The sequence below is a fragment of the Salipiger bermudensis genome (genome assembly GCF_020171625.1).
GTDB lineage: Bacteria > Pseudomonadota > Alphaproteobacteria > Rhodobacterales > Rhodobacteraceae > Salipiger > Salipiger bermudensis_B.
On sequence record NZ_JAIUZY010000003.1, the window covers coordinates 265,064 to 287,728 of the forward strand.

General features: G+C 68.4%; 23 protein-coding genes. 11 read left to right on the top strand and 12 right to left on the bottom strand.

Annotated elements, in window-relative coordinates; all coding sequences use genetic code 11:
* Position 1: 1 nt before the first annotated feature.
* The 4 genes from LCM15_RS04790 to LCM15_RS04805 are packed head-to-tail and all read left to right on the top strand — an operon-like array spanning position 2 to position 2,904.
* Complete coding sequence (locus LCM15_RS04790; RefSeq protein WP_224853640.1) at positions 2-355, top strand: STAS domain-containing protein; 354 nt, start codon at positions 2-4, stop codon at positions 353-355.
* On the top strand, positions 348-764 hold the full coding sequence (locus LCM15_RS04795) for an ATP-binding protein (RefSeq protein WP_224853642.1): 417 nt from the start codon (positions 348-350) through the stop codon (positions 762-764). The genes LCM15_RS04790 and LCM15_RS04795 overlap by 8 nt, the downstream gene beginning before the upstream one ends.
* Positions 761-1,771, top strand: coding sequence for an ATP-binding SpoIIE family protein phosphatase (locus LCM15_RS04800; RefSeq protein ID WP_224853644.1), 1,011 nt, complete (start codon positions 761-763; stop codon positions 1,769-1,771). Before LCM15_RS04795 ends, LCM15_RS04800 begins: the two co-directional genes overlap by 4 nt.
* Positions 1,768-2,904 carry an ATP-binding protein gene (locus LCM15_RS04805; protein WP_224853646.1) on the top strand — a complete coding sequence of 379 codons (1,137 nt, stop codon included), beginning with the start codon at positions 1,768-1,770 and terminating at the stop codon, positions 2,902-2,904. The genes LCM15_RS04800 and LCM15_RS04805 overlap by 4 nt, the downstream gene beginning before the upstream one ends.
* A 170-nt stretch (positions 2,905-3,074) precedes the next feature.
* On the opposite strand, the gene LCM15_RS04810 is transcribed toward LCM15_RS04805, so the two are convergent.
* The 3 genes from LCM15_RS04810 to LCM15_RS04820 all read right to left on the bottom strand — a co-directional run bounded on the left by LCM15_RS04810 (position 3,075) and on the right by LCM15_RS04820 (position 5,974).
* The gene (locus LCM15_RS04810) at positions 3,075-4,061 is read right to left on the bottom strand and encodes a quinone oxidoreductase family protein (RefSeq protein WP_224853649.1); all 987 of its coding nucleotides are present in this window, start codon (positions 4,059-4,061) and stop codon (positions 3,075-3,077) included.
* Between the two features lie 212 nt (positions 4,062-4,273).
* Complete coding sequence (locus LCM15_RS04815) at positions 4,274-5,257, bottom strand: NAD(P)H-quinone oxidoreductase (protein ID WP_224853652.1); 984 nt, start codon at positions 5,255-5,257, stop codon at positions 4,274-4,276.
* An 18-nt stretch (positions 5,258-5,275) separates the two neighbouring features.
* A complete protein-coding gene (locus LCM15_RS04820; protein WP_224853656.1) occupies positions 5,276-5,974 on the bottom strand; it encodes a COQ9 family protein in 699 nt (232 codons plus the stop codon).
* A gap of 118 nt (positions 5,975-6,092) precedes the next feature.
* Here LCM15_RS04820 and rpsU point away from each other — a divergent pair, with 118 nt between their 5' ends.
* A complete protein-coding gene (rpsU, locus tag LCM15_RS04825; RefSeq protein WP_005614280.1) occupies positions 6,093-6,299 on the top strand; it encodes a 30S ribosomal protein S21 in 207 nt (68 codons plus the stop codon).
* A gap of 436 nt (positions 6,300-6,735) precedes the next feature.
* On the opposite strand, the gene LCM15_RS04830 is transcribed toward rpsU, so the two are convergent.
* The gene (locus LCM15_RS04830; RefSeq protein WP_224853659.1) at positions 6,736-8,898 is read right to left on the bottom strand and encodes a hypothetical protein; all 2,163 of its coding nucleotides are present in this window, start codon (positions 8,896-8,898) and stop codon (positions 6,736-6,738) included.
* Positions 8,899-9,036: 138 nt separating this feature from the next.
* Between LCM15_RS04830 and LCM15_RS04835 the strand changes: the two genes are divergently transcribed.
* Positions 9,037-9,732 (top strand): thiamine diphosphokinase, encoded by a 696-nt coding sequence (locus tag LCM15_RS04835; protein WP_224853662.1) that lies wholly within the window; start codon positions 9,037-9,039, stop codon positions 9,730-9,732.
* Here LCM15_RS04835 and LCM15_RS04840 read toward each other — a convergent pair.
* Positions 9,647-10,588, bottom strand: a complete 942-nt coding sequence (locus LCM15_RS04840; RefSeq protein WP_224853665.1) for a DMT family transporter — start codon at positions 10,586-10,588, stop codon at positions 9,647-9,649. The genes LCM15_RS04835 and LCM15_RS04840 overlap by 86 nt on opposite strands.
* 241 nt (positions 10,589-10,829) lie before the next feature.
* Between LCM15_RS04840 and secG the strand changes: the two genes are divergently transcribed.
* The 3 genes from secG (at position 10,830) to LCM15_RS04855 (ending at position 13,584) form a co-directional block, all read left to right on the top strand.
* Positions 10,830-11,207 carry a preprotein translocase subunit SecG gene (gene secG / locus LCM15_RS04845; RefSeq protein WP_224853667.1) on the top strand — a complete coding sequence of 126 codons (378 nt, stop codon included), beginning with the start codon at positions 10,830-10,832 and terminating at the stop codon, positions 11,205-11,207.
* A gap of 173 nt (positions 11,208-11,380) precedes the next feature.
* Positions 11,381-13,024, top strand: a complete 1,644-nt coding sequence (locus tag LCM15_RS04850; RefSeq protein WP_224853670.1) for a CTP synthase — start codon at positions 11,381-11,383, stop codon at positions 13,022-13,024.
* A 374-nt stretch (positions 13,025-13,398) separates the two neighbouring features.
* Positions 13,399-13,584 carry a CTP synthetase gene (locus LCM15_RS04855; protein ID WP_224853673.1) on the top strand — a complete coding sequence of 62 codons (186 nt, stop codon included), beginning with the start codon at positions 13,399-13,401 and terminating at the stop codon, positions 13,582-13,584.
* Here LCM15_RS04855 and LCM15_RS04860 read toward each other — a convergent pair.
* Complete coding sequence (locus LCM15_RS04860) at positions 13,569-14,024, bottom strand: low molecular weight protein-tyrosine-phosphatase (RefSeq protein ID WP_224853675.1); 456 nt, start codon at positions 14,022-14,024, stop codon at positions 13,569-13,571. The genes LCM15_RS04855 and LCM15_RS04860 overlap by 16 nt on opposite strands.
* A gap of 54 nt (positions 14,025-14,078) precedes the next feature.
* Here LCM15_RS04860 and LCM15_RS04865 point away from each other — a divergent pair, with 54 nt between their 5' ends.
* Complete coding sequence (locus tag LCM15_RS04865) at positions 14,079-14,768, top strand: NAD-dependent deacylase (RefSeq protein WP_224853678.1); 690 nt, start codon at positions 14,079-14,081, stop codon at positions 14,766-14,768.
* A gap of 77 nt (positions 14,769-14,845) precedes the next feature.
* Here the strand turns inward: LCM15_RS04865 and LCM15_RS04870 are convergent, their stop codons facing one another.
* The 4 genes from LCM15_RS04870 to meaB form a co-directional block, all read right to left on the bottom strand.
* Positions 14,846-15,403 (bottom strand): copper chaperone PCu(A)C, encoded by a 558-nt coding sequence (locus LCM15_RS04870; RefSeq protein WP_224853680.1) that lies wholly within the window; start codon positions 15,401-15,403, stop codon positions 14,846-14,848.
* Positions 15,404-15,452: 49 nt separating this feature from the next.
* A complete protein-coding gene (locus tag LCM15_RS04875; RefSeq protein WP_224853683.1) occupies positions 15,453-15,770 on the bottom strand; it encodes a hypothetical protein in 318 nt (105 codons plus the stop codon).
* A 138-nt stretch (positions 15,771-15,908) separates the two neighbouring features.
* The gene (gene rpmB, locus LCM15_RS04880) at positions 15,909-16,199 is read right to left on the bottom strand and encodes a 50S ribosomal protein L28 (protein WP_224853684.1); all 291 of its coding nucleotides are present in this window, start codon (positions 16,197-16,199) and stop codon (positions 15,909-15,911) included.
* A 258-nt stretch (positions 16,200-16,457) separates the two neighbouring features.
* Positions 16,458-17,447 (bottom strand): methylmalonyl Co-A mutase-associated GTPase MeaB, encoded by a 990-nt coding sequence (meaB, locus tag LCM15_RS04885; RefSeq protein WP_224853686.1) that lies wholly within the window; start codon positions 17,445-17,447, stop codon positions 16,458-16,460.
* A gap of 222 nt (positions 17,448-17,669) precedes the next feature.
* Between meaB and hrpB the strand changes: the two genes are divergently transcribed.
* On the top strand, positions 17,670-20,114 hold the full coding sequence (gene hrpB / locus LCM15_RS04890) for an ATP-dependent helicase HrpB (RefSeq protein WP_224853689.1): 2,445 nt from the start codon (positions 17,670-17,672) through the stop codon (positions 20,112-20,114).
* 167 nt (positions 20,115-20,281) lie between these two features.
* Here hrpB and argF read toward each other — a convergent pair whose 3' ends face one another.
* On the bottom strand, positions 20,282-21,208 hold the full coding sequence (gene argF, locus LCM15_RS04895) for an ornithine carbamoyltransferase (RefSeq protein WP_224853691.1): 927 nt from the start codon (positions 21,206-21,208) through the stop codon (positions 20,282-20,284).
* 61 nt (positions 21,209-21,269) lie between these two features.
* Positions 21,270-22,460, bottom strand: coding sequence for an aspartate aminotransferase family protein (locus tag LCM15_RS04900; protein WP_224853694.1), 1,191 nt, complete (start codon positions 22,458-22,460; stop codon positions 21,270-21,272).
* Positions 22,461-22,665: the final 205 nt, after the last annotated feature.

Here is a 22,665-nt window from a genome sequence, read left to right on the forward strand (position 1 = left end):
CATGTCGGGTGTGACGTCCATCAATCTGGTCGAGAACGCGCTTCTCGTCTCCATTCAGGACGACGTCACCGATACCGAGATCGTGGAATTGCAAGACACCCTCTCGAACCGGATCGCCAAGGAGAACGTCAAGGGCGTGATCCTCGACATCAGCTCGCTCGAGATCGTCGACACCTTCGTCGGGCGCGTGATCGCGCAGCTGGCCGGGATCTCGCGGCTCCTGGCGGCCGATACCTACGTTGTCGGGATGCGCCCGGCGGTCGCGGTGACGCTTGTTGAGCTGGGGATGTACCTGCCCGAGACCCGCACGGCGCTCAGCCTCACCCACGCGCTGTCCCAGTTGCGGCGTGGCTGACCGCTCCGGGACAAAGGGCACCGCGGTCGCGGAGATCACGCTTGCTGTCAGTCGCGATGTCGTCGCCGCGCGTCAGGCGGTGGCGCGGGTCCTGAAGGAGCGCGGGCTTTCCGCCATGCGCATCACCCGCTTCGCGACGGCGGTGAGCGAGATTGCCCGCAACGCGATCGTGCATGGCGGCGGCGGCCGGATTTCGATTTATCTCGACCCGGGCAAGGCGTATCTGCGGGTCGAGTGCCGGGACGATGGTCCGGGGATCGAGGATGTGACGCTGGCCATGACCGAGGGCTACACCACGGCAGGCGGGCTCGGCAGAGGGCTTGGCGGCGCCAAGCGGCTCTCGCACGACTTCGAGATCCGGTCCGCCCCCGGTGAAGGCACAACCGTTTCCATGAGCGTCAAGTTATGAACCAGTGGGTCGAGATTGATGATCGCAGCGCCGTCGCCGTGGTGCGGCGGCTGGCGCGGCGTCACGGCGCCGAGATCGGGCTGCCCGAAACGCGCCTCGAAGAGCTTGCCATCGTCGCGTCGGAGGCCGCCACCAACATCCTGCGCTACGCAACCCGTGGCCGGGCCCTGATCGAACCGATGCGCGGGCCGGATGCAGGCCGCATCGCGATGATCTTCACCGATCGGGGGCCGGGCATCCCGGATATCGACCGGATGTTCGAGGATGGCGAAAGCTCCACCGAGTCCGCCGGGCTCGGCCTCGGGGCCATCGTGCGGCTGTCCGACAGTTTCGATATCTTCAGCGCGCCCGAGCACGGCACCACGATCGTCTGCACCTTCGGCGGGGCCGAGGCGGGGCGGACGGGGGATGTCGAGGCGGTCGGGCTGCGCGTGTGCCATCCGCACGAGACCTCCTGTGGCGACGATTACCAGATCCGGCAGACGCCGCTGGCGACCGACGTGCTGCTCTGCGACGGTCTCGGCCATGGCCCCGCGGCGGCAGAGGCCGCCGCCGAGGTCACGGACGCCGCCGTCGCGGCGGGCGGCCTGTCCTCAGAGCCGGGCAAGCTCATGCGCCAGATCACCGAGTCGCTCGTCGGCAAGCGCGGCGCCGTCGCGGCGCTGGTGCATATCGCGCAGCCGCAGATGGAGCTGCGCTACGCCGGGCTGGGCAACATCTCGACGCTGGTGATCGGCGCCGGGGGCGTGCGCCGCATGGCGGTCCGGGATGGCCGCATCGGCGGCGCCGCGACGCGCGGCTACGAGGAAGCCACGCAGCTCGAGGCGGGCGACATGGTGATTATGCACAGCGACGGGCTCAAGACGCTTCGGGAGAACAACTTTCCGCAGGGCATCCTGCGAAAGAGCCCACTTCTGATCGCCGGCTTCTTCCTCGACCGCGCCTTTCGTGGACGGGACGACGCCAGCATCGTGGTGATGCGCATCAACCGGGAGCGCACGCAATGAAACCGGCCAAGCTGACCACCGTGACCCTCGAGCAGAGCGCCGACGTCGCCCGATTGCGCGATGTGGCGATGACGCTGACGACTGTCCTAAACTTCGGCGCCTTCGAGAGGACGCGGACCGTGACCGCCGTCGTCGAGCTCGGCCGGAACGCCATCGAGCATGGTCAGAAGGGCCGTGCGACCTTCTCGCTCACCGAGGTCAACGGCAAGTCGGCGCTCGGTCTTCTGGTGACCGATCAGGGGCGCGGCATCCCGGAAGAGAGCCTCGCCCCGGACGGCCCGCCCACCTCTTCCACGGGCATGGGGCTGGGGCTGCGCGGCGTTCAGAGGATCGCCACGCGCTTCGACGTCGACACCGGGCACGAGGGCACCCGGATCGACGCGACCTTCCTGCCCGCGGCGGGATTGCCCGCCAGCCCGCAGCTGGTGGATCAGGCCGAGGGGGCTCTGACCGAGCTGCGCGCGAAGGACCCTACCGCGGCGCTCAGCGAGAAGAACCGCGAGCTGACCGAGGGCATCGCCGACCGCGACCTGCTGATGCAGGAGCTGCATCACCGCACCGGCAACAATCTGGCGCTCATCGTCGCGCTGATCCGGATGAGCAAGTCGCAGGCCGAGCAGGACGAGACCCAGCAGGTTCTGACCGAGCTCGAGGTTCGGGTCGGCTCGCTGGCCAAGGCCCACGAATTGATGCAGCGCGGCACGGATGCGGGACAGGTCGATCTTGCAGAGATGCTCGACGAGGTTGCCAAGAACTCGGAGCGGGCCTTCAGCGGCGGCGCCCTCACCGCCAATATCGAGGTGTCCTGCGCCACGCTGCAGCTCGACAGCAAGTTTGCCATCGACATCGGGCTGATCATCGGCGAGCTCATCACCAACGCGTTCAAATATGCGTTCGTGGGCCGGGACCGGGGACTGATCCGCGTCGAGGTCACCGGCGACCCGACGCGGGGCATCGCGCTGCTCGTCTCGGACAACGGCGTCGGCCTGCCGCCGGATGCGGAGCGCCCCGAGCGGTCGAACTCGTTGGGCTGGCGGATGATCCGCACCCTGACCTTCCAGCACGACGCAAACCTGACCGTGGACGGCGCCGATGGCCTGCGCGTGCACATCAAGTTCCCGCCGCGCTCCTGACGGCTGAAGAAAGCAGGAGAGGCTGACCTTCGCTCCGGAGGTGCTCCGGCCCTGCGACATGGCATTGCAACGAGGCGCGGTGCACAGCCAAGCGGAGCCCTGCCCGCCCGGACCCGGCGAAGCCGGGACCGGGCAAAGCCTGCGCGCCCCGCGAGGGGCGCTCCGTCAGATCACTCCAGCGTCAGGATGGTCTGCCCGGTGGTGCGGCGCGCCTCCAGCACCCGGTGCGCCTCGGCCACATCCTCGAGCGGGAAGCGCTGATCGATGCGGATGCCGACCTCGCCCGACGCCACCTTGCCGAACAGCATCCCCGCCATCGACTGGCAGGTGGCGTGGTCGGAGATATGGGTGAACACCGTGGGCCGCGTCACCTTGAGCGACCCCTTCTGGGCCAGAAGGCCGAGATTGAACGCATCGACCGCGCCAGAGGCGTTGCCGAAGGAAATCATCATCCCCAGCGGCTTCAGGCAGTCGAGCGATCCCTCGAAGGTGGCCTTGCCGACCGAGTCCATCACCACGTCGACGCCCGCGTCATCGGTGAGCTCGCGCACCTTCGCCACCCAGTCCTCGGTGGCGTAGTTGATGCAGGCATCCGCCCCCTGCTCCACCGCCAGAGCGCATTTCTCATCCGACCCGGCGGTGCCGATCAGCCGGATGCCTTCGGACTTGGCCCACTGGCAGGCGATCAGCCCGACGCCCCCGGCGGCGGCGTGGAACAGCACCGTGTCCCCGGCCTGCAGCGGCGTCGTGCGATGGAAGAGGTACTGCACCGTCAACCCCTTCAGCATCATCGCCGCGCCCTCCTCGAAGGAGATCGCGTCGGGCAGACGGCAGACCTGCGCGGCGGGCATCACCCGCGCCTCGCAATAGGCCCCCGGAGGCGCCGAGGCATAGGCGGCCCGGTCGCCGACCTCGAGATGCGACACGCCCTCACCCACCGCTTCGATCACGCCCGAGGCTTCCATGCCGAGCGCGTGTGGCAGCGTCATCGGGTAAAGCCCCGAGCGCTGGTAGCAATCGATGAAGTTCAGCCCGCAGGCCTTGTGCCGGATGCGGATTTCTCCCGGCCCCGGCTCGCCCACCGGCCAGTCCGCCAGCTTCAGCGCCTCGGGGCCGCCGTGTTCCTCGATGATGACCGTACGTGCCGTGCCCGCCATGGGGATCCTCCTCTGTTCGCGCGTGGTTTGGAGCAGAGACTGCGTCGGCGCGGCTTCGGGTACAAGGCCCCAAAGCCGCGCCCCCGATCACCAGATGCGCGGGCGGTGCAGGCTACGACGCGACAGCGCCGCGACATGGTCCACCCGGCATCTCTCCCGCCGCGCTGCGATGCCCCCACACCAGGCGGGCACGCCCCGTTGGCGGGCCGGTCTCAGGCGACCTTCAGGACGATCTTGCCCACATGGGCCGAGCTTTCCATGCGGGCATGGGCCTCGGAGGCCGCCTCGAGCGGAAAATCGGAGTCCATCACCGGACCGACGCGTCCGGCGTCGAGAAGCGGCCAGACATGCTCGCGCAGGGACGCGGCGATGCGCGCCTTGGCCTCGACGCCCTGCGGCCGCAGGGTGGAGCCGGTGATGGTCAGCCGCCGCACCATAAGCTGCGCGAAATTCAGCTCGGTCTTCGGCGATTGCAGGAAGGCGATCTGCACCAGCCGGCCATCATCGGCGAGGGTCTTCAGATTGCGCGGGATGTAGTCGCCACCCACCATGTCGAGGATCAGGTCGGCCCCGCCCTCGGCGCGCAGCACCTCGACGAAGTCCTCCTCACGATAGTTGATCGCGCGCTCGGCGCCCAGCGAGACGCAGGCGGCGCATTTCTCCGCCGTGCCGGCGGTCGCGAAGACCCGCGCGCCCAGAACATGCGCCAGCTGGATCGCCGTCGTGCCGATGCCCGACGAGCCGCCATGCACCAAGAAGCGCTCGCCGGCCTTGAGCCCGCCGCGCTGGAACACGTTGGACCAGACGGTGAAGTAGGTTTCGGGCAGACAGGCGGCCTCGCGCAGCCCCATGCCCGCGGGCACCGGCAGGCAATGCGCCGCCGGCGTCGCGACGTATTCCGCGTAGCCGCCGCCCGGAAGCAGCGCGCAGACCTGATCGCCCACCGCGGGCCAGCTCACCCCCGGCCCCACCGCCGCGACGGTGCCCGACGCCTCGAGCCCCGGCAGGTCGCTGGCGCCGGCGGGCGGCGCGTAGCTGCCCGCCCGCTGCAGGGCATCGGGCCGGTTCACCCCGGTCCAGGCCACTTGAATCACCACCTCGCCATGTCCCGGTTGCGGCATGGGTCGGCTGGTCAGTCGCAGCACCTCCGGCCCGCCCGGCTCGGAGATCTCGACGGCGCGCATCGTGTCAGTCATAGGGTCTTTCCTGTCTTGTCAGCGTGGGGCGGTCCAACCGCCCGGCAGATCGTTGTCGCGCACCGAGCGCGGCGCCCGGATCGAGCCCAGAACCTTCTCGGGGCCGGCGAACACGCGCTTCAGCAACGGGTTGTCGCGCATCTTCGCCTTGGTCTTCTCGAATCGCATCACGTCCTCGATGCGGCGGTCGAGAAACGCCCAGGTCGCCTGAAAGTCGAGCGAATCGTCCCCCAGCCAGTAGAGCACGGTCGAGGAATACACGCCGCTCAGCGTCGCCCGCTTGCTGTACCAGTTGAAATCGCGCGCGGTGTCGCCCAGCACGGTCCAGATCCGGTCGGAGGTGCCCCAGATCAGCTTGGCCCCGTCCGGAGCATAGATCGGCAGGGCAAAGAGCGTGGTGCCGCGGCGCACGGCCTCGCGGTCCTTGACCACCTCGATCCGGGTCCGCACCGCGCGCGTCACCTTGTCCCGGTAGCGCAGCGGCGCGCCGTCCTGTGCACGGTCCTTCTCGGCCAGCGCTGCCACCATGGCGTCGTCGCCACGCTTGTGGAACGCCACCGCGAGATCGACTGCCCCGCGCGGGAACAGGCCGCGTGCCACCACGGGATCCACCCCCGCATCCGCCACCGCCGCACGGAAGGTCGTCTCGGACCAGCCATCGAAGGCAACATGGTTCAGCGCCGCATCCAGCAGGCGCTCGGCTGCATCGTCCGTCATGGGCCTCTCCTCGGTCTCATTTGAGTTTCTTGACCCTAGACAATTTAGCCCGGCCTTGCTATACGGCCAGTTCCTGCAATTCCTTGCAACTCAAACTTAGAAAGGTGGTGAAAACCACATGCAGGTTAGTGTTCGCGACAACAATGTCGATCAGGCGCTCCGTGCCCTGAAGAAGAAGCTGCAGCGCGAAGGCGTGTTCCGCGAAATGAAGCTCAAGCAACATTTCGAGAAGCCGTCCGAGAAGAAAGCGCGCGAGAAGGCCGAGGCCATCCGCCGTGCCCGCAAGCTGGCACGCAAGAAAGCCCAACGCGAAGGCCTCCTCTGAGCCCTCCGTCCCGGACTTTCCGGCTAAGGTCAGGCAGCTGACCTTCCAACACAAGAACTCGACGACCCCCGGGGCCCTGCCTTTCGGGGGTTTGTCTTTTTCCGGCCCCGCGTTGTCGCCAAGCGCTAGCCCTGCCCGCCGTCTTTGATGCCTGCGGCACGCCCCGCGCTCTCGCCCCCACGCCACTGTCGGCACCGCCCGGCCCGCCTCCGGCGGGAGTATTTTTGACGAAGAGAAGCCAGGGGCACTGCGCTCACGTCTTCTTCTGGCCGAAAATATCCCGGGGGTGAATTGGCGCGCAGCGCCAAGAGGGGGCAGAGCCCCCTTAGCTCCTTCCAAGGGCAACCCTCCGCCCGGACATCCAAGCCGCCGACACGAAAAACGGCGAGGGCCGTGGCCCCCGCCGCTGCGGTCGTTCCAAGCGATGCCCGCCCAATCAGCTCGCGGCGCGCGCGTCCGGCTTGAAGCTGATCCGGTCAGAGGCTGTGAAGCGGCCGCCGCTGGTCTTCTCGATCTTGCCCTCGCGCAGCAGCTGGCCGAAGCTGCGCAGCCGGTCTTCGCGGCTCGATTCCTCGGTCTCGACCTGCCGCACCTTGGTCATCAGTTGCGGGCGCGAGAACTGTTCGCGGTGCTCGACGAACGACATGTAGGCCGCCGCCGCCTCGAGCAGTTCCGGCAGGTCGCGGGCGCCGACGCTCTCAGCGTAGTCGACAAAGCCGTCATCCCCCTCACCCGCGCTGATCGCCACCGGCTCGTCGATATCGGCGAGACGCACGCGGCGGGGCCGCGGGGCCGGGGCCGGTGTCTCCGGGTCGACACGCTGTTCTGCCACCAGTTTGAGCGGCGCCGGGCGCGTCACCTCGACCGGGCGCTCGGTCTGGCCGGTAAGAACTTCCGGCCGGCGCGGTCGCACCACGTTGGCAAGATCCGCGCGGTACGGCTCGGCCTGCTCCAGCGCATCGCGCTTGCGGCCCAGAAGCTTGTCAGCGCGGGTCGCGGCCACGGCGGCGCGCAGGTGCGCGATGGCGCTGCGGCGGCGGTTGCCCTCCGGCTCCTGAAGCTGGGTGTTGGTCTCGTCGAGGATGCGCGAGGCGTCATTGTCCTCCACGCTCCGCTCGGTGAGCATGGCGCGCGCGGGGCTCGACATCTTCACCGCCTTTCGGACCTCCTGATGCGCCGTCCGAAGCTCGCTGTCCTCGCGCTGAGCTTCGGCGGCAAGGTTGGCGCCGTCCTCATCCTCTTCGAAGATCTCCGAAAACTCGAACTGCACCGTGCTGTCGCCGTTCTCGTCCCAGTCCTCCTGACGCGCGGCGTCCGAGGTCTGCAGGCGCAGCGGCGCGGTGGAATCGTCACCCCGATCCGGAGTGCCGTCTTCCTCGTCGTCCCATTCGTCGGCGTCGTCCCAGGCCTCGTCGCCATCCTGGCGGAACATGGCCGCGCCGACGGCAGCGGCAAGGCCCGCATCGGTGCCGAGTTCGGCCGCCAGATCCTCCGCCGCGGCGTCTTCGTCGCGGTCGCCATCGACGGTTTCGCGCGCGTCCTCGTCGTCCCAGTCGGCGTCGAAGTCCTCCTGAAGCTCGGCGCGGACAGCCGCAAGCTCGCGCGACAAATCATCCTCGTCTTCCGGGCTCAGGCTACTTGCCGCCGCGGCTGCGGCGAGACCCGCGCCCGGCGCGGTGTCGAACGCCGCCCGCTTGACCTTGATCACGCGGGCCCGCGGCTCCGTGGGCGCGCTCTGGGGCTCGGAAAGCGCTGCCTGCGCCTCGAGGACCGCGTCGTCGGACGCGCTGTCCTCCTCGACATCGTCCTCGAACACCTCATCGAAAGCAGCGGTGGCGTCTGTCTCGGTGAACAGGCTGTCGTGCAGGGACTGCGTCGCGCCATCGGTGTCGTCGCGTGCTGATTCTTCATCCGCAAGCAGCGCCGAGACCGAAGCATCGGTCTCATCGTCTTCCGGCTCCGCCTCGGCATCCGCAGGCGCGCCCTGCGCCACCACGGCGCGGATGCGGCGCAGTTTGGCTGCCACGCTGTCCGGATCGCTCAGCCCGACGCCGGGTTTCGGCGCGGCGGGAAGCTCGGCCTCGACCTCACCGAAAAGCGGCTCGTCCTCGAGGCTGTCCTCGAAGGCTTCATCGGCGAGAAGCGCTGCGATGGTATCCTCGGCCTTGCGGGCGGCATCGAGATCGTCCTCACTGCCGTCGCCCTGGTAGGAGACGGCCACCTTCGGCTCATCGCTCGCGCGTTCCGCTGCCATCTCGGCCACGGCCTTGGCCGCGGCGCTTGCTTGCGGGCCGCTTTCGCCCGCAGGCACCGCGGGCTGCATCCCCGCACGGCCGGTCGAGAACGCGGGTGCGGAGGCCGGGTCACCGAGGGTCAGCTTGCCCTGCCCCGCTTCTGCACTCATCTGGGACAGCAGCAACTCGGCCGCGAGTTCGGGGTCGAACTGCGGCGGCTCGGCGCCGAAGAAGCGGTCTTCCCGGACCACGCCGCGGAAGAAATGGGTGGCATCTTTCACCACCTCGAGCGGATCATCGAACCCCTCCGCAGTACAGGAGAAGGTGCCATAGGAGACTGTTAGAATTTTACTCGAACTAACCATGTTCTGTTCACTCTCAATCACTTTGCAACAAATTGTTTACCACGTCATACGAGACGAAAGCCGACCGAATCTTAGGTCTCTAGCGTATCATTTCGTGTCGCCATTGTGACCTAACTCACCGAAAGTCGTAAAGTTGCCATGAATGCCCCCCTTCTGACCTGCGCCGAGCCGATCCTTCTGGTGGGCGGCGGCGACAGCCCCGGGGCGCAGCTTGCCCCGCTTCTGGCGCGGTGCGGGACTCGCGTGGCGGCAGACGGAGGCGCGGAGACGTTGCTGCAGGCGGGCGCGGTGCCGGACGCGGTGATCGGCGACCTCGATTCCCTGTCCCAAAGCGCGCGGGCGCAGATCCCGGGCGAGCGGGTGCATCACATTGCCGAGCAGGACAGCACCGATTTCGACAAGTGCCTGCGCAACATCGCGGCTCCTCTGGTGTTCGGCACCGGGTTCCTGGGCCCGCGCGTCGACCACCAACTCGCGGCGCTGACGGTTCTGGCGCGGCGCGCGGATCGGCGCTGCATTCTCGTGGGCGAGGCGGACGCCATCGCGCTGGCTCCTCCGCAAATCACCCTGTCTCTGCCCGTGGGGCTGCGCTTTTCGCTCTATCCGATGGGGCTGGTGCGCGGCGAGAGCACCGGGCTGCGCTGGCCGCTGGGCGGGCTCGACTTCACCCCGGCAGAGCGCGCGGGCACCTCGAACGAGACCAGCGCAGAGACGGTCTCGTTGCGCGTGGACGCGCCGCTGATGCTGATCATTTTGCCGGTGCGGGAACTTCCGGAACTGGCGCGAGCCCTGCTTTCTGCGCCCGATGAATGGCCCGCTCGCGCGCGAGGATGAACAGCCCCGCGGACATGATGATGCAGATCCCCAGCGTCGCCATCGGATTCGGCAGCTCCTGAAAGATCAGGAAGCCGAACAGCGTGGCGAAGGGCATCTCGAGATACTGCATCGGGGCAAGCGTCGCCCCGGGCGCGTAGCGCAAGGACCATGTCATCAGCAGATGCGCCACGGTGCCGAGCAGACCGATCGACAGCAGCAGCGCCCAGCCTTCGGCCGGCAGAGCCGCCCACTGGATCTCGGGGATGCGCCCGGCCGGCAGAAACACCAGCATCGGCGCGATCACCACGATTGCCATCAGGCCGGAAATCGCCTGCAACGAAACCGCATCGATATCGCGCGAGATCTGGCGCGTGGTGATCATGAAGAGCGAGAAATTCAGCGCCACGCCCAGCGGCAGCAGCGCCGGCCAGCCGACATCGCGGAACGCGGGCTGAACCACGAGAAGCGTGCCGGCAAAGCCCACGGCACAGGCCACGAGCCGGCGCCAGCCGACCTCTTCGCCCATGAAATAATGCCCGAGGATCAGCAGCATGAAGGGCATGACGAAGGCGATGGCGATGGCGTCGGCCAGCGGCAGGTAGCGCAGCGCGGTGACCATCATGCCGATGCCAAGGATATGCATGAGCGTGCGCAGGAACACGATGCCCGCCACCCGCCTGCGCATTCGGAAGCTGCGCCCCGTCAGCAGCATCAGCGGCACCAGAAGCAGGGCCTGAACCGCGAAGCGGAAGAACACCAGCTCGGCCAGCGGGACCGAGTCGGCGATGAGCTTTGCAACCGCGTCGGCCAACGGCGCGATGATGCAGAAACCGAGCATCAGAACGATGCCGAGAAGGGGTTTATCCTGTGGCATGGCGGGACGGTAGCGAGCGACCGGCCTTCGGGCAATACACTACCTCAAATATTTCTCTGATGCGTTAACTCAATCAAAAAGAGTGCGCGCCCCGGTCTCGTTCCGCCCCGCCGGTGCGCGGTCCGCTGTCGGGGCCCGTGGCGTCACCCGCGCCGCGGCCCGGACAGCCCATCTCGCGGGTTGCGCCCATCTGCGGCTTCCCCTACATAGCGCGCCAAGACCGCAGGCTTCGGGACCTTCCATGCAGAACGTCATTCTCATCGTCCATCTTCTTCTCGCGCTGTCGCTGATTGGCGCGGTGCTGCTGCAGCGCTCCGAAGGGGGCGGGCTCGGCATGGGCGGAGGCGGTGGCGCCATGAGCCAGCGCGCGGCCGCGACCGCGCTCGGCAAGGTGACCTGGATCCTGGCGATCGGCTTCATCGTGACGTCGATCACGCTCACGATCCTCGCCGCACAGGATGCCTCGGGCGTCTCGGTCATGGACCGTCTGGGCGGCTCGGCACCGGCTGCAGAGCAGAGCGAACCGGGCGATCTCGACACCGACGCGCTGCTGCCGCCGCCGTCGGCCTCCGACAGCGACTCGGCGCCCGACGCGCCGATGGTTCCGCGCGCAGACTAAGGCCTTCCGGCCCAACCACCATAGATTGAGGGCTGCACCCTGAACCGCAACAGCATCTTGCGGTTCTCTGGACAGTGCAGCCCGAATCCTTTATATATGGACTCCCGTGATGCTGCGGTCCGAAAGGCCCGTGGGTGTCCACAATTCGAGGCAAATCACGGGGTCCTGCCACAATGGCACGTTACATCTTCATCACAGGCGGTGTCGTTTCTTCGCTGGGCAAGGGCCTTGCCAGTGCGGCGCTTGGTGCGCTGCTGCAGGCACGCGGCTTTTCGGTCCGGCTTCGCAAGCTCGACCCCTATCTCAACGTCGATCCGGGCACGATGTCGCCCTTCGAGCACGGCGAGGTCTTCGTCACCGATGACGGCGCCGAGACCGATCTCGACCTCGGCCATTACGAGCGCTTCACCGGTGTTCCGGCGCGCAAGACCGACTCGGTCTCGTCGGGGCGGATCTATACCAACGTGCTCGAGAAGGAGCGCCGCGGCGACTATCTCGGCAAAACCATCCAGGTGATTCCCCACGTCACCGACGAAATCAAGGACTGGCTCTCGATCGGCGAGGACGAGGTCGATTTCATGCTCTGCGAGATCGGCGGCACCGTCGGTGACATCGAGGGCCTGCCCTTCTTCGAAGCGATCCGCCAATACGCGCAGGACAAGCCGCGCGGCCAGTGCATCTTCATGCACCTCACCCTGCTGCCCTGGATCAAGGCCAGCGGCGAGCTGAAGACCAAGCCGACCCAGCACTCGGTGAAGGAGCTGCGCTCGATCGGCATCGCGCCCGATATCCTCGTCTGCCGGTCCGAGGGCCCGATCCCGCAGAAGGAGCGCGAAAAGCTGGCGCTGTTCTGCAACGTGCGCCCCGACAGCGTGATCGCCGCGCAGGACCTGTCCTCGATCTACGACGCCCCGCTCGCCTATCACCGCGAGGGGCTCGATCAGGCGGTTCTGGACGCGTTCCAGATCACCCCGGCGCCGCGCCCCAACCTCGAGAAGTGGGAAGACGTCAGCGAGCGCATCCACAACCCCGAGGGCGAGGTCAACGTGGCCATCGTCGGCAAGTACACCCAGCTCGAGGATGCCTACAAATCCATCGCCGAGGCGCTCACCCATGGCGGCATGGCGAACCGGGTGAAGGTCAAGATCAACTGGGTCGACGCCGAGCTCTTCGATCGCGAGGATGCCGCCCCCTATCTCGAGAGCTACGATGCCATCCTCGTGCCCGGCGGCTTCGGCGAACGCGGCACCGAGGGCAAGATCAAGGCGGCGCAGTTCGCGCGAGAGCACAACGTGCCCTATCTCGGCATCTGCCTCGGGATGCAGATGGCCGTGATCGAGGCGGCGCGCAACGTCGCGGGCGTGAGCAAGGCCGGGTCGGAAGAGTTCGACCACGAGGCCGGCGAGAAACGCTTCGAGCCGGTGGTGTATCACCTCAAGGAATGGGTGCAGGGCAACCAGCGGGTCAACCGCTCGGTGGCGGACGACAAGGGCGGCACCATGCGCCTCGGCGCCTATGACGCCGTGCTGTCCAAGGGCTCGAAGGTCGCCGAGGTCTACGGCACCACCACCATCGACGAGCGCCACCGCCACCGCTACGAGGTCGACATCAAGTACCGCAAGCCGCTCGAGGCCGCCGGGATCTGCTTCTCGGGCATGTCGCCCGACGGCCGCCTGCCGGAAATCGTCGAATGGCCGGATCACCCGTGGTTCATCGGCGTGCAGTTCCACCCCGAGCTGAAGTCGAAGCCCTTCGATCCGCATCCGCTGTTCAAGGATTTCGTGCGCGCGGCCAAAGAGGTCTCGCGGCTGGTCTGAGACCGCAGCGCAGCAATGACATGACAAAGGCGCCGGATCTTCCGGCGCCTTTCGCTTGAGGGGCTGTGGAGCGGGGTGCAGGTGGGCGCAGCTCTGTAGCGCGGCGGGTGCAGCTCTGTGGCGAAGCGCCTCCAACCCTGTAGGATGGCGCCTGCATCCCTTGGGGCGCAGGGAGCAACTCTCCTGCACGGTGCGTGTAGCAGCCCTGTAGCACGGTACTTGCAGCGTTATGGCCCCGCGCGTGCGGACTTGTAGCGCGGCGCGTGCGACAGGCCCAAGACATCGCGGTTGATCGGTATCAAGGACGACCTCCCGGCCCCCGGCCTACGCTCCGTGCCAGGTCCAATCGCTCTCGCATTCACGGAGACAGCGCCATGCTCAGACTTGCCGGGATCCTCTACGCCCTCATCGGCTCCACGCTGGCGGGCAGCGCCGTCGTCGCCGCGTTGGTGACCGGTCATGACACGCTGGTGCCAATCGTCGCCTGTGCCGCGGCAGGCGCCGTGCTCGGCGTCCCGGTGACCTGGCTGGTCGCCCGCAAGGTCTATTCCGAGAGCTGATCCAGAAGCCCGCGGGCGGCGATCTCGATCAGGTCGAGCGTGCCGTCGAAATCACGGGTGAAATACGGATCGGGCACCTCGCGCGCGCCGGTCGCGGCGGCGTAGTCGGTGAACAGACGCAGCTCCGCCCCACCCTCGCGCGGCCGCATCGCCTCGAGATTGGCGAAGTTGTCGTCATCCATGGCCACGATCAGGTCGAAGCGGTCGAAATCCGCCCGGGTCACCTGCCGGGCCCGCAGGCTTGACAGGTCATAGCCGCGCGCGCGGGCTGCGGCTTGCATCGCCGCATAGGGCGGCTCGCCCAGATGCCACGACCCGGTGCCGGCGCTGTCGAGCTCCAGCGACATCCCGCGCTCTGCCGCCATCCGTCGCACCACGCCCTCTGCCGAGGGCGAGCGACAGATATTGCCGAGACAGACGAAGAGGATACTCTGGGTCATGAGGCGCGCTCCTTTTGCGCCGAAGCCTACCGTGGCAGCGAGGAAGGGAAAAGCATGGCCGACAAGATCGTGATCCTCACCGGGGCCGGCATCTCGGCCGAAAGCGGCCTCGGCACCTTCCGCGACGAGGGCGGGCTCTGGGCGAAGCACCGCATCGAGGACGTGGCCACGCCAGAGGCCTTCGCCCGCGACCCCGCCCTAGTGCACGCGTTTTACAACGCTCGCCGCGTGCAGGCGGCGGCCGCGGTGCCGAACCCCGCCCACGAGGCTCTGGCCCGGTTGCAGCGCGACTGGCCCGGCGAGGTGGTGATCGTGACACAGAATGTCGACGGCCTGCACGAGAAGGCCGGGGCAAGCGCGCTCCACATGCACGGCGCGCTGTCAGGCGCGCTGTGCCACGCCTGCGGCCACCGCTGGACCGCCCCGCCAGAGATGTCGCCCGGTGAGCCCTGCCCGGCCTGCGCCGCCCCCACTGCCCGCCCCGACATCGTCTGGTTCGGCGAGATGCCCTACCATATGGACGAAATCGAGGATCACCTGCTGGGCTGCGACCTCTTCGCCGCGATCGGCACCTCGGGGCAGGTCTACCCGGCGGCGGGCTTCGTGCAGGGCGCGGCCTATGCCGGCGCCCGCACCGTTGAGCTGAACCTTGCCGAAAGCGAAATCTCACGGGCCTTCGACGACCACCGCATCGGCCCCGCCAGCGAGGTGGTCCCGGCCTGGGTCTCGGAGTTGCTCGACTGAGGCGCTGACACGCGAAAGCCGCGCCCGGGTCTGTCCCGGACGCGGCTCCATTCACCACCGAGGCTGCGCCCGGTCGCTTACTTGTTCATGTCGCCGTGGCCGGCGTGGCCCGAATGGTCGTCATGGCCGTCATGATCGCCATGCCCGTCGTGCTCGCCATGCTCGCCATGCCCGTCGTGCTCGCCATGATCGTCGCCATGGGTTGGCTGTCGCTCGAGATCCACCGGGATCTCGACCTCCATGTCGCCGGCTTTCTCGAAGGTCAGGGTGACAGTAACAGTGTCATCCTGCTCGAAGGGGCCGTTGAGCCCCATGAACATCACGTGGTCGCCGCCGCGCGCCAGAGCGTGCGCGCCGTTGGCGGGGATGACGAAGCCGTCCTCGACCTCCCGCATCTTCATCACGCCGTTTTCGCCGGCCTCGTGGGTGTGCAGCTCGACCTTCTGCGCCGCGTCCGAGGCCACCGAGACGAGGCGGTCGTCGCTGTCGCCGGTGTTCTCGATCACCATGAAGGCGGCGCCGGTCTTGGCGGCGGCCCCGGCGCTGCGGGCATAGGCGTCGTGCACGGCGATGTCGGCGAGGGCGGGCGTCGAAAGGGCCAGCGCAGCGGCGCCGGCGAGAATCAGGGATTTCATGATGTCTGTCCTGTGATCTGTGTGGGTCTGTCGGTCGGGTCCTGCGTCGTCAGACCGGCACCGGCGGCCCCCGCGCCTGCGCGCCGGGGACAGGACGCCCCTGCCCGCGCATCACCGCCACGCTCTGCGACAGCGGCACCCAGTTCAGCAAACGCGAAGGCGGCTCCCATGCGCCGCCGGCAGAGAGGAATAGCGTGAGAAGGCCGTCGGGGCAGACATGGCTCTGCGCCACCGGGGTGCCCTCAGAATCGACCATCACCGTGGTCAGGCCGAGCCCGGTACAGATCACCATCTGTCCGGCTGGCTGCGGCTGGCCGCGCGCATAGGCCATCTGCGCCCCGGTCAGCGCCACCGCCAGAGCCAGCAAAACCGCAATCAGTGGATATCTTTTCCGAACCATCGCCGAAGGTTTAGGCAACGCGGCACAAATTGTCATGTGACAAAAGGAAACAGCCCCGATGCAGCTTGCATCGGGGCTGTGGATGATTCTGTGGAATCAAATGGCTCAGGCCTGCGCTGCGCGGGCCTTTGCGATCTCTTTCTTCACCTTCAGCGCGGCTGCGCTGAGCTCGGCGTCCTTGGCCTTGTCCAGGAACTTGTCCAGGCCGCCGCGGTGGTCGACCGAGCGCAGGGCCGAAGCCGAGATGCGCAGCTTCACGCCGCGACCCAGGGTCTCGGACTGCAGCGTCACATCGTTCAGGTTCGGCAGGAAGCGCCGCTTGGTCTTGTTGTTGGCGTGGCTAACATTGTGACCCGTCATCGGGCCTTTGCCGGTCAGTTCGCATACGCGCGACATGGGTCCATCCTCATCGTCTCGGGGCTTCGGACCGGTGAGAGGCAGCGCCTGCCGATCGTTCGCCAATATGAAAGGGCGCCGCCAGGGGCGCCCGGAATCTGGTCGGGCTTCTCTAGCTCCAAGCCCCTCGCGCGTCAACCCCTTCCCCCGGGCTTTGCCGAAACCCGTGAAACCGCTTGTTTCACGCCGCTATGGCGCCGTTCGCCGAGCCCCCGGGCCCGGCGTTCGAGGCGACGGCGGCCCCCTGCCCGAATCCCCTCAGACCTGCGCCACCTCGCCGAGATAGGTCTCGAGCAGCTCCTCCGCCGCGGCGGCCGCGCTGATCTCGCCGGCTTCGACCTGATGCGCCAGGGCCGCCATCGCGCCTTTGACGGGCTCGCGCCGGAGCCGCGCCAGCAGGCCCTCGCGCACCTCCGCCTCGAACCAGTAGCGCGCCTGCCCCGCCCGGCGGGCCTCGAAATGCCCGACCTCGCGACGCCACCGGGTGAGCGTGGTCACCTCGTCCCACGCCCGGTCGAGCCCGTTCTCCTCCACCGCCGAGACCGTCAGCGCCTTGGGGAAGCCCTCAGGGTCCTGCACCCGCTTGCGCAGCAGCCGCAGCGCGCCCGCGTAGTCGGCGCAGGTCCGCGTCGCGGTGGCCTTGAGATCGCCGTCGGCTTTGTTGATCAGGATGATGTCGGCGGTCTCCATGATGCCGCGCTTCACCCCCTGCAGCTCGTCGCCGCCTGCGGGCGCCAGCAGCAGCAGGAACAGGTCCGACATCTCGGCCACGACGGTCTCCGACTGGCCCACCCCCACGGTCTCGATCAGGATCACGTCGAAGCCCGCCGCCTCGCAGAGATCGATCGCCTCGCGGGTGCGCCGCGCCACGCCGCCCAGATGCGATTGCGCCGGCGAAGGCCGGATGAAGGCGTTGGGATCGCGCGACAGCCGCTCCATCCGGGTCTTGTCGCCGAGGATCGAGCCGCCCGAGCGCGCCGAGGACGGGTCCACCGCCAGCACCGCCACTTTCAGCCCCTGCGCGGTGAGCATCCTGCCGAAGGCCTCGATGAAGGTCGACTTGCCGACACCGGGCGTGCCCGAAAGCCCGACCCGCAGCGCGACGTTGTCGTGGCCGTGCAGCCGCTCGATCAGCGCCCGCGCCGCGACGCGATGATCGGCCCGCCCGCTTTCCACGAGCGTGATCGCCCGGGCCAGCGCCCGGCGCTCGCCTTGCAGGATGCGCGCTGCCAGATCCTCGATATCCATGCCTCTGCCCTCTTCTCTGCCGCCTCCGACCTGACCCGCAAGCCGCGCCGATGTCCAGCCCCGGACCGCATCGCCACCGGGCACGAGCCCGCCTCTTCTCTGGTTTCCAAATACCTCGGGGGAGTCCGCGCCCCGCGCGGACGGGGGCAGCGCCCCCTCATCCCCCCGTCCCGCACGCGCGCCCCCTCGACGCCGCCCGCACACTCCCGCATAACCCCCTCCATGACCCGCCTGCCCATCGACGACGCCCTGCCCGAGCTTCTCACCGCCCTCCGTGCCGAGGGCCGCGCCGTGCTGCAGGCGCCGCCCGGCGCCGGCAAGACCACCCGCGTGCCGCTTGCCATGCTCGAGGCGGGGCTGACCGAACAGACGATCCTGATGCTCGAGCCGCGCCGGTTGGCCGCGCGCGCCAGCGCCGCGCGCATGGCCGACACGCTGAGCGAGGCGCCGGGCGAGACCGTGGGCTACCGCATCCGCGGCGAGGCCAAGGTCTCGAAGACCACCCGCATCGAAGTGGTGACCGAAGGCATCCTCACCCGGATGCTGCAATCCGACCCCGCGCTTTCGGGCATCGGCGCGGTGATCTTCGACGAATTCCACGAGCGCTCGCTCAACGCCGATCTCGGCCTCGCCCTCTGCCTCGAGGTGGCCGGCGCCCTGCGCGACGACCTGATCCTGCTCGCCATGTCCGCCACGCTCGACGCGGGCCCGGTGGCCGAACTCATGCAGGCCCCGGTCGTCACCTCCGAGGGCCGCGCCTTCCCGGTCGAGACCCGCTGGCTCGAGGCGCCCCTGCAAAAGCAGCGCCGCTTCGAGGAGAGCGTGGCCGACCTGATCGTGCAGGCCGCGCGCGAGACCGAAGGCGGCATCCTCGCCTTCCTCCCCGGCGAGGGCGAGATCCGCCGCACCGAGGCGAAGCTCAGGGGCCGCCTGCCCGGTGACGTGACGGTGCGCCCGCTCTTCGGCGCCATGGCCTTCGCCGACCAGCGCGCCGCCATCCGCCCCGAGACCAAGGGCCGCAAGCTGGTGCTCGCCACCGCGATCGCCGAGACCTCGCTGACCATCGAGGACATCCGCGTGGTGGTCGATGGCGGGCGCGCCCGGCGGGCCCGCTTCGATCCGGGCGCGGGCATGGCGCGGCTGGTGACCGAGCGCGTCACCCGCGCCGAGGCCACCCAGCGCGCCGGCCGCGCCGGCCGCGTGGCCGAGGGCGTGGCCTACCGTCTCTGGACGAAGGGCGAGGAAGGCGCGCTGCAGGCCTACCCGCCCGCGGAGATCGAGACCGCCGATCTGGCCGGGCTGGCGCTGGAGCTGGCGCTCTGGGGCGCCACGCCCGACGACCTGCCCTTCCTCAGCCCGCCCAATCCCGGGGCCTATGCCGAGGCGCAGGCGCTTTTGCAGATGCTGGGCGCGCTCGACGACCAGCGCCGCATCACCGAGCACGGCAAGGCGCTGGCCGCGGTGCCGCTGCATCCACGCCTTGGCCACATGCTGACGCTGGCCGGACCGGAGGCCGCCCCGCTCGCGGCGCTGCTGGCCGAGCGCGACCCGCTCACCGGCGCGCCCACCGATCTCATCCTGCGGCTCGAAGCGCTGCGCGATCCCAAACGCTTCGAGGCGAGCCGGCCTTACGGCCTCAACCGCGCCGCGCTCGAGCGCATCCGCGCCGATGCGAAACGGCTTCAGGCGCGCACGAAGGGCGCGCGGCAGGAGGCGATGAGCCCCGCCGCCATGGCCGCGCTGGCCTATCCCGACCGCATCGGCCTGCGCCGCAAGGGCGACGCGCCGCGCTTCCAGCTGTCGGGCGGCAAGGGCGCGGTGCTCGATCCCGCCGACCCGCTGGCCGCGGCCCGGCTCATCGTGGTCACCGACACCGACGGCAACCCGCGCGAGGCCCGCATCCGGCAGGCCACGCAGATCACCGAAAGCGAGCTCCACGCGCTGTTCCCGGACCAGATCCGCTGGCACGATCTGTGCGAGTGGTCGAAGCGCGAGCGCCGCGTTCTGACGCGCCAGCAGGAACGTCTCGGCGCCATCGCGCTCGACGACCGGCTCTGGAAAAACGCCCCGTCCGAGGCGGTGGCCCGCGCCATGCTCGAGGGGGTGCGCGAGCTGGGTCTGGCGCTCTCGGACGCGTCGCGCCGGTTCTGCGCCCGCGTGGCCATCGGGCGCGAGGGCGGGCTCGATCTGCCCGACATGTCGGAGCCCGCGCTGATGGAGACGCTGGAGGACTGGCTGCTGCCCTATCTCGCGGGCGTCAGGAGCGCCGAGGACTGGAAACGCTTCGACGCGCTGCCGGCGCTGCGCGCGCGGCTCGACTGGGGCCAGATGCAGGCGCTCGACGCGTCGGTGCCGGGCAAGTTCACCACGCCTCTGGGGCGCGAGATCCCCATCGACTATTCCGGCGATCACCCCGAGATCGCCCTGCGCCTGCAGGAGATGTTCGGCCAGCGCAGCCACCCCATTGTGGGCCGGCGTCCGCTGCGGGTCACGCTGCTCTCGCCCGCGCGCCGTCCGGTGCAGACCACCATGGACCTGCCCGGCTTCTGGGACGGCTCCTATGCGGATGTGCGCAAGGACATGAAGGCGCAGTATCCCAGGCACCCCTGGCCCGAAGACCCGCGCCAGGCCGACCCGACCCTGCGCGCCAAGCCGCGGGGGCAGTGAGGGGCGCTGCCCCTCTTGGCCCTGCGGGCCAATTCACCCCGAGGTATTTTTGAACCAAAGAAGACCCGGGCCCACCACGCGGCCGGCCCGGGTCTTCTCTACGTTCCAAATACGCATCAGCACTCCCGGCGCGCCGGGCGCGACGCTGGGTTGGCCGTGACCGGGTCTCAGCCCTCGACGCACCAGCGCATGATCGCCTTCTGGGCGTGCAGCCGGTTCTCGGCTTCGTCCCAGATCACCGATTGCGGCCCGTCCATGATCTCGGAGGTGACCTCTTCGCCGCGATGCGCCGGCAGGCAGTGCATGAAGAGCGCGTCCTTGCCGGCGGCCTCCATCAGCTTGTCGTTGACCTGGTAGGGGCGCAGCATGTTGTGGCGGCGTTCCTTGGCGGATTGCGCGTCGTGCATCGACACCCAGGTGTCCGCGACCACCAGATCGGCGCCCTCGACCGCCTTGAACGGATCGCGCTCGATGGTGATGGTGCTGCCCTGATTGCGGGCGAGGCCAACGAATTCCATCTCGGGATCGAGCTGCACCGGGCCGGTGAAGGTCAGGTCGAAGCCGAACTGGCCGGCGGCGTGCAGGAACGAAGCGCAGACATTGTTGCCGTCGCCGCACCACACCACCTTCTTGCCGGCGATCGGGCCGCGATGCTCCTCGAAGGTGAGGATGTCGGCCATGATCTGGCAGGGGTGGGTGCGGTCGGTGAGTCCGTTGATCACCGGCACGTCGGCATATTCGGCCATCTCGGTCAGCACGGCCTCGTCGAAGGTGCGGATCATGATCATGTCGACGAAGCGCGACAGCACGCGGGCGGTGTCGGCGATGGTCTCGCCGTGGCCGAGCTGCATGTCGGAGCCCGAGAGCACCATGGTCTGGCCGCCCATCTGGCGCACGCCCACGTCGAACGACACGCGGGTCCGGGTCGAGGGCTTCTCGAAGATCAGCGCGACCATGCGGTCCTTGAGCGGCAGATCGTCGTCGGGGGCGGCGCGCGGGCGACCGTTGCGCTTGTTCTTGATCGCCTTGGCGGCGTCGATGATCGACCGCAGGTCGTCCTTGCCGGTCTTGTGGATGTCGAGGAAGTGGTTCATGGCACTGTTCTTTTTTGTCTGGCGCAGTGGAGGGGCGCTGCCCTCCACTGCGCGGAATTCGTCAAACCGAAGACGCGGCTTGCGTCTCGAGGGAAGAGGCGGCGGTGTCGAGGCGCGCGATGGCCTCGCCGATCTCGTCCTCGGTGATGGTGAGCGGCGGCAGCAGGCGCACGACGTTGTCGGCGGCGGGAACCGTGATCACCAGCGCCTCGTAGCCGGCCTTGACCAGATCCGCCGGGGCGATCTTGCACTTGAGGCCGAGCATCAGACCCGTGCCGCGCACCGCCTCGAAGATCTCGGGATGGGCGGCGACGAGGCCCTCGAGCTTCTGGCGCAACAGGCCGGCCTTGCGGTTGACGCCGTCGAGGAAGGCCGGGTCGGTGACGTGATCCATCACCGCGCAGCCCACCGCGCAGCCCAGCGGGTTGCCGCCATAGGTCGAGCCATGGGTGCCGGCGGTCATGCCCGAGGCGGCCTCTTCGGTGGCCAGCACCGCGCCCAGCGGGAAGCCGCCGCCGATGCCCTTGGCGACCATAATGATATCGGGGGTGATGCCGGCCCATTCGTGCGCGAAGAGCCGACCCGTCCGACCGATGCCGCATTGCACCTCGTCGAGAATGAGCAGCACGCCTTTCTCGTCGCAGAGCTTGCGCAGCCCCTGCAGGCACTGGTCGGGCAGCGGACGAATGCCGCCCTCGCCCTGCACCGGCTCGATCAGGATGGCCGCGGTGGTGTCGTCGATAGCCGCCTCGAGCGCCTCGTGATCCCCCCAGGCGAGATGCTTGAAGCCCGGCAGCAGCGGGCCGAAGCCCTTGGTCATCTTCTCAGAGCCCGCCGCGGCGATTCCCGCCGAGGAACGACCGTGGAACGAGCCCGCGAAGGCGATGATGTCGGTCTTGTCGGGCTGGCCCTTGTCGTACCAGTACTTGCGCGCCATCTTCACCGCCAGCTCGCAGCTCTCGGTGCCGGAATTGGTGAAGAACACGGTGTCGGCGAAGCTCGCCTCGACCAGCTTGTCGGCCAGCGCCTGCTGCTGCGGGATCTCGTAGAGGTTCGAGACGTGCCACAGGTTCTGCGCCTGCGCGGTCAGCGCGGCCACGAGTGCGGGATGCGCGTGACCCAGCGCGTTCACCGCGATGCCGCTGCCGAGATCGAGAAATCGGCGGCCGTCCTCCTCAACCAGCCAGGTGCCTTCGCCCTTCACGAAGTGCAGGGGCGCGCGGGAATAGGTCGGCAGGACGGACGGGATCATCAGCATATCCTCGATGGATTGAGGCCCGATTGGTGCCAAGGGCACGGGGCCAAGTCAAGTTGCATGGGGGTCAGACGTGCGAAGCAGCAGCCTCCCCGAAGAGGAGGCACGACAGGGGAGCGGTCAGGCTCGTCGGATTCGGATCGCAAACGTCATGTCAGCGCTGATAGCGGGGTTTGCCCGCGGCGCAAAGCGGTTTCTTGAC

What these genes read in the sequence shown, in the direction of transcription:
- LCM15_RS04805 (WP_224853646.1), top strand. Translation starts at nt 1,768, where the DNA reads ATGAAACCGGCCAAGCTGACCACCGTGACCCTCGAGCAGAGCGCCGAC.
- rpmB (WP_224853684.1), bottom strand. Translation starts at nt 16,199, where the DNA reads ATGTCGCGCGTATGCGAACTGACCGGCAAAGGCCCGATGACGGGTCAC.
- LCM15_RS04860 (WP_224853675.1), bottom strand. Translation starts at nt 14,024, where the DNA reads ATGACCCAGAGTATCCTCTTCGTCTGTCTCGGCAATATCTGTCGCTCG.
- LCM15_RS04900 (WP_224853694.1), bottom strand. Translation starts at nt 22,460, where the DNA reads ATGATCCCGTCCGTCCTGCCGACCTATTCCCGCGCGCCCCTGCACTTC.
- LCM15_RS04850 (WP_224853670.1), top strand. Translation starts at nt 11,381, where the DNA reads ATGGCACGTTACATCTTCATCACAGGCGGTGTCGTTTCTTCGCTGGGC.
- LCM15_RS04815 (WP_224853652.1), bottom strand. Translation starts at nt 5,257, where the DNA reads ATGACTGACACGATGCGCGCCGTCGAGATCTCCGAGCCGGGCGGGCCG.
- argF (WP_224853691.1), bottom strand. Translation starts at nt 21,208, where the DNA reads ATGAACCACTTCCTCGACATCCACAAGACCGGCAAGGACGACCTGCGG.
- LCM15_RS04830 (WP_224853659.1), bottom strand. Translation starts at nt 8,898, where the DNA reads ATGGTTAGTTCGAGTAAAATTCTAACAGTCTCCTATGGCACCTTCTCC.
- LCM15_RS04820 (WP_224853656.1), bottom strand. Translation starts at nt 5,974, where the DNA reads ATGACGGACGATGCAGCCGAGCGCCTGCTGGATGCGGCGCTGAACCAT.
- LCM15_RS04790 (WP_224853640.1), top strand. Translation starts at nt 2, where the DNA reads ATGTCGGGTGTGACGTCCATCAATCTGGTCGAGAACGCGCTTCTCGTC.
- LCM15_RS04800 (WP_224853644.1), top strand. Translation starts at nt 761, where the DNA reads ATGAACCAGTGGGTCGAGATTGATGATCGCAGCGCCGTCGCCGTGGTG.
- secG (WP_224853667.1), top strand. Translation starts at nt 10,830, where the DNA reads ATGCAGAACGTCATTCTCATCGTCCATCTTCTTCTCGCGCTGTCGCTG.
- hrpB (WP_224853689.1), top strand. Translation starts at nt 17,670, where the DNA reads ATGACCCGCCTGCCCATCGACGACGCCCTGCCCGAGCTTCTCACCGCC.
- LCM15_RS04855 (WP_224853673.1), top strand. Translation starts at nt 13,399, where the DNA reads ATGCTCAGACTTGCCGGGATCCTCTACGCCCTCATCGGCTCCACGCTG.
- LCM15_RS04840 (WP_224853665.1), bottom strand. Translation starts at nt 10,588, where the DNA reads ATGCCACAGGATAAACCCCTTCTCGGCATCGTTCTGATGCTCGGTTTC.
- LCM15_RS04865 (WP_224853678.1), top strand. Translation starts at nt 14,079, where the DNA reads ATGGCCGACAAGATCGTGATCCTCACCGGGGCCGGCATCTCGGCCGAA.
- LCM15_RS04810 (WP_224853649.1), bottom strand. Translation starts at nt 4,061, where the DNA reads ATGGCGGGCACGGCACGTACGGTCATCATCGAGGAACACGGCGGCCCC.
- meaB (WP_224853686.1), bottom strand. Translation starts at nt 17,447, where the DNA reads ATGGATATCGAGGATCTGGCAGCGCGCATCCTGCAAGGCGAGCGCCGG.
- rpsU (WP_005614280.1), top strand. Translation starts at nt 6,093, where the DNA reads ATGCAGGTTAGTGTTCGCGACAACAATGTCGATCAGGCGCTCCGTGCC.
- LCM15_RS04835 (WP_224853662.1), top strand. Translation starts at nt 9,037, where the DNA reads ATGAATGCCCCCCTTCTGACCTGCGCCGAGCCGATCCTTCTGGTGGGC.
- LCM15_RS04870 (WP_224853680.1), bottom strand. Translation starts at nt 15,403, where the DNA reads ATGAAATCCCTGATTCTCGCCGGCGCCGCTGCGCTGGCCCTTTCGACG.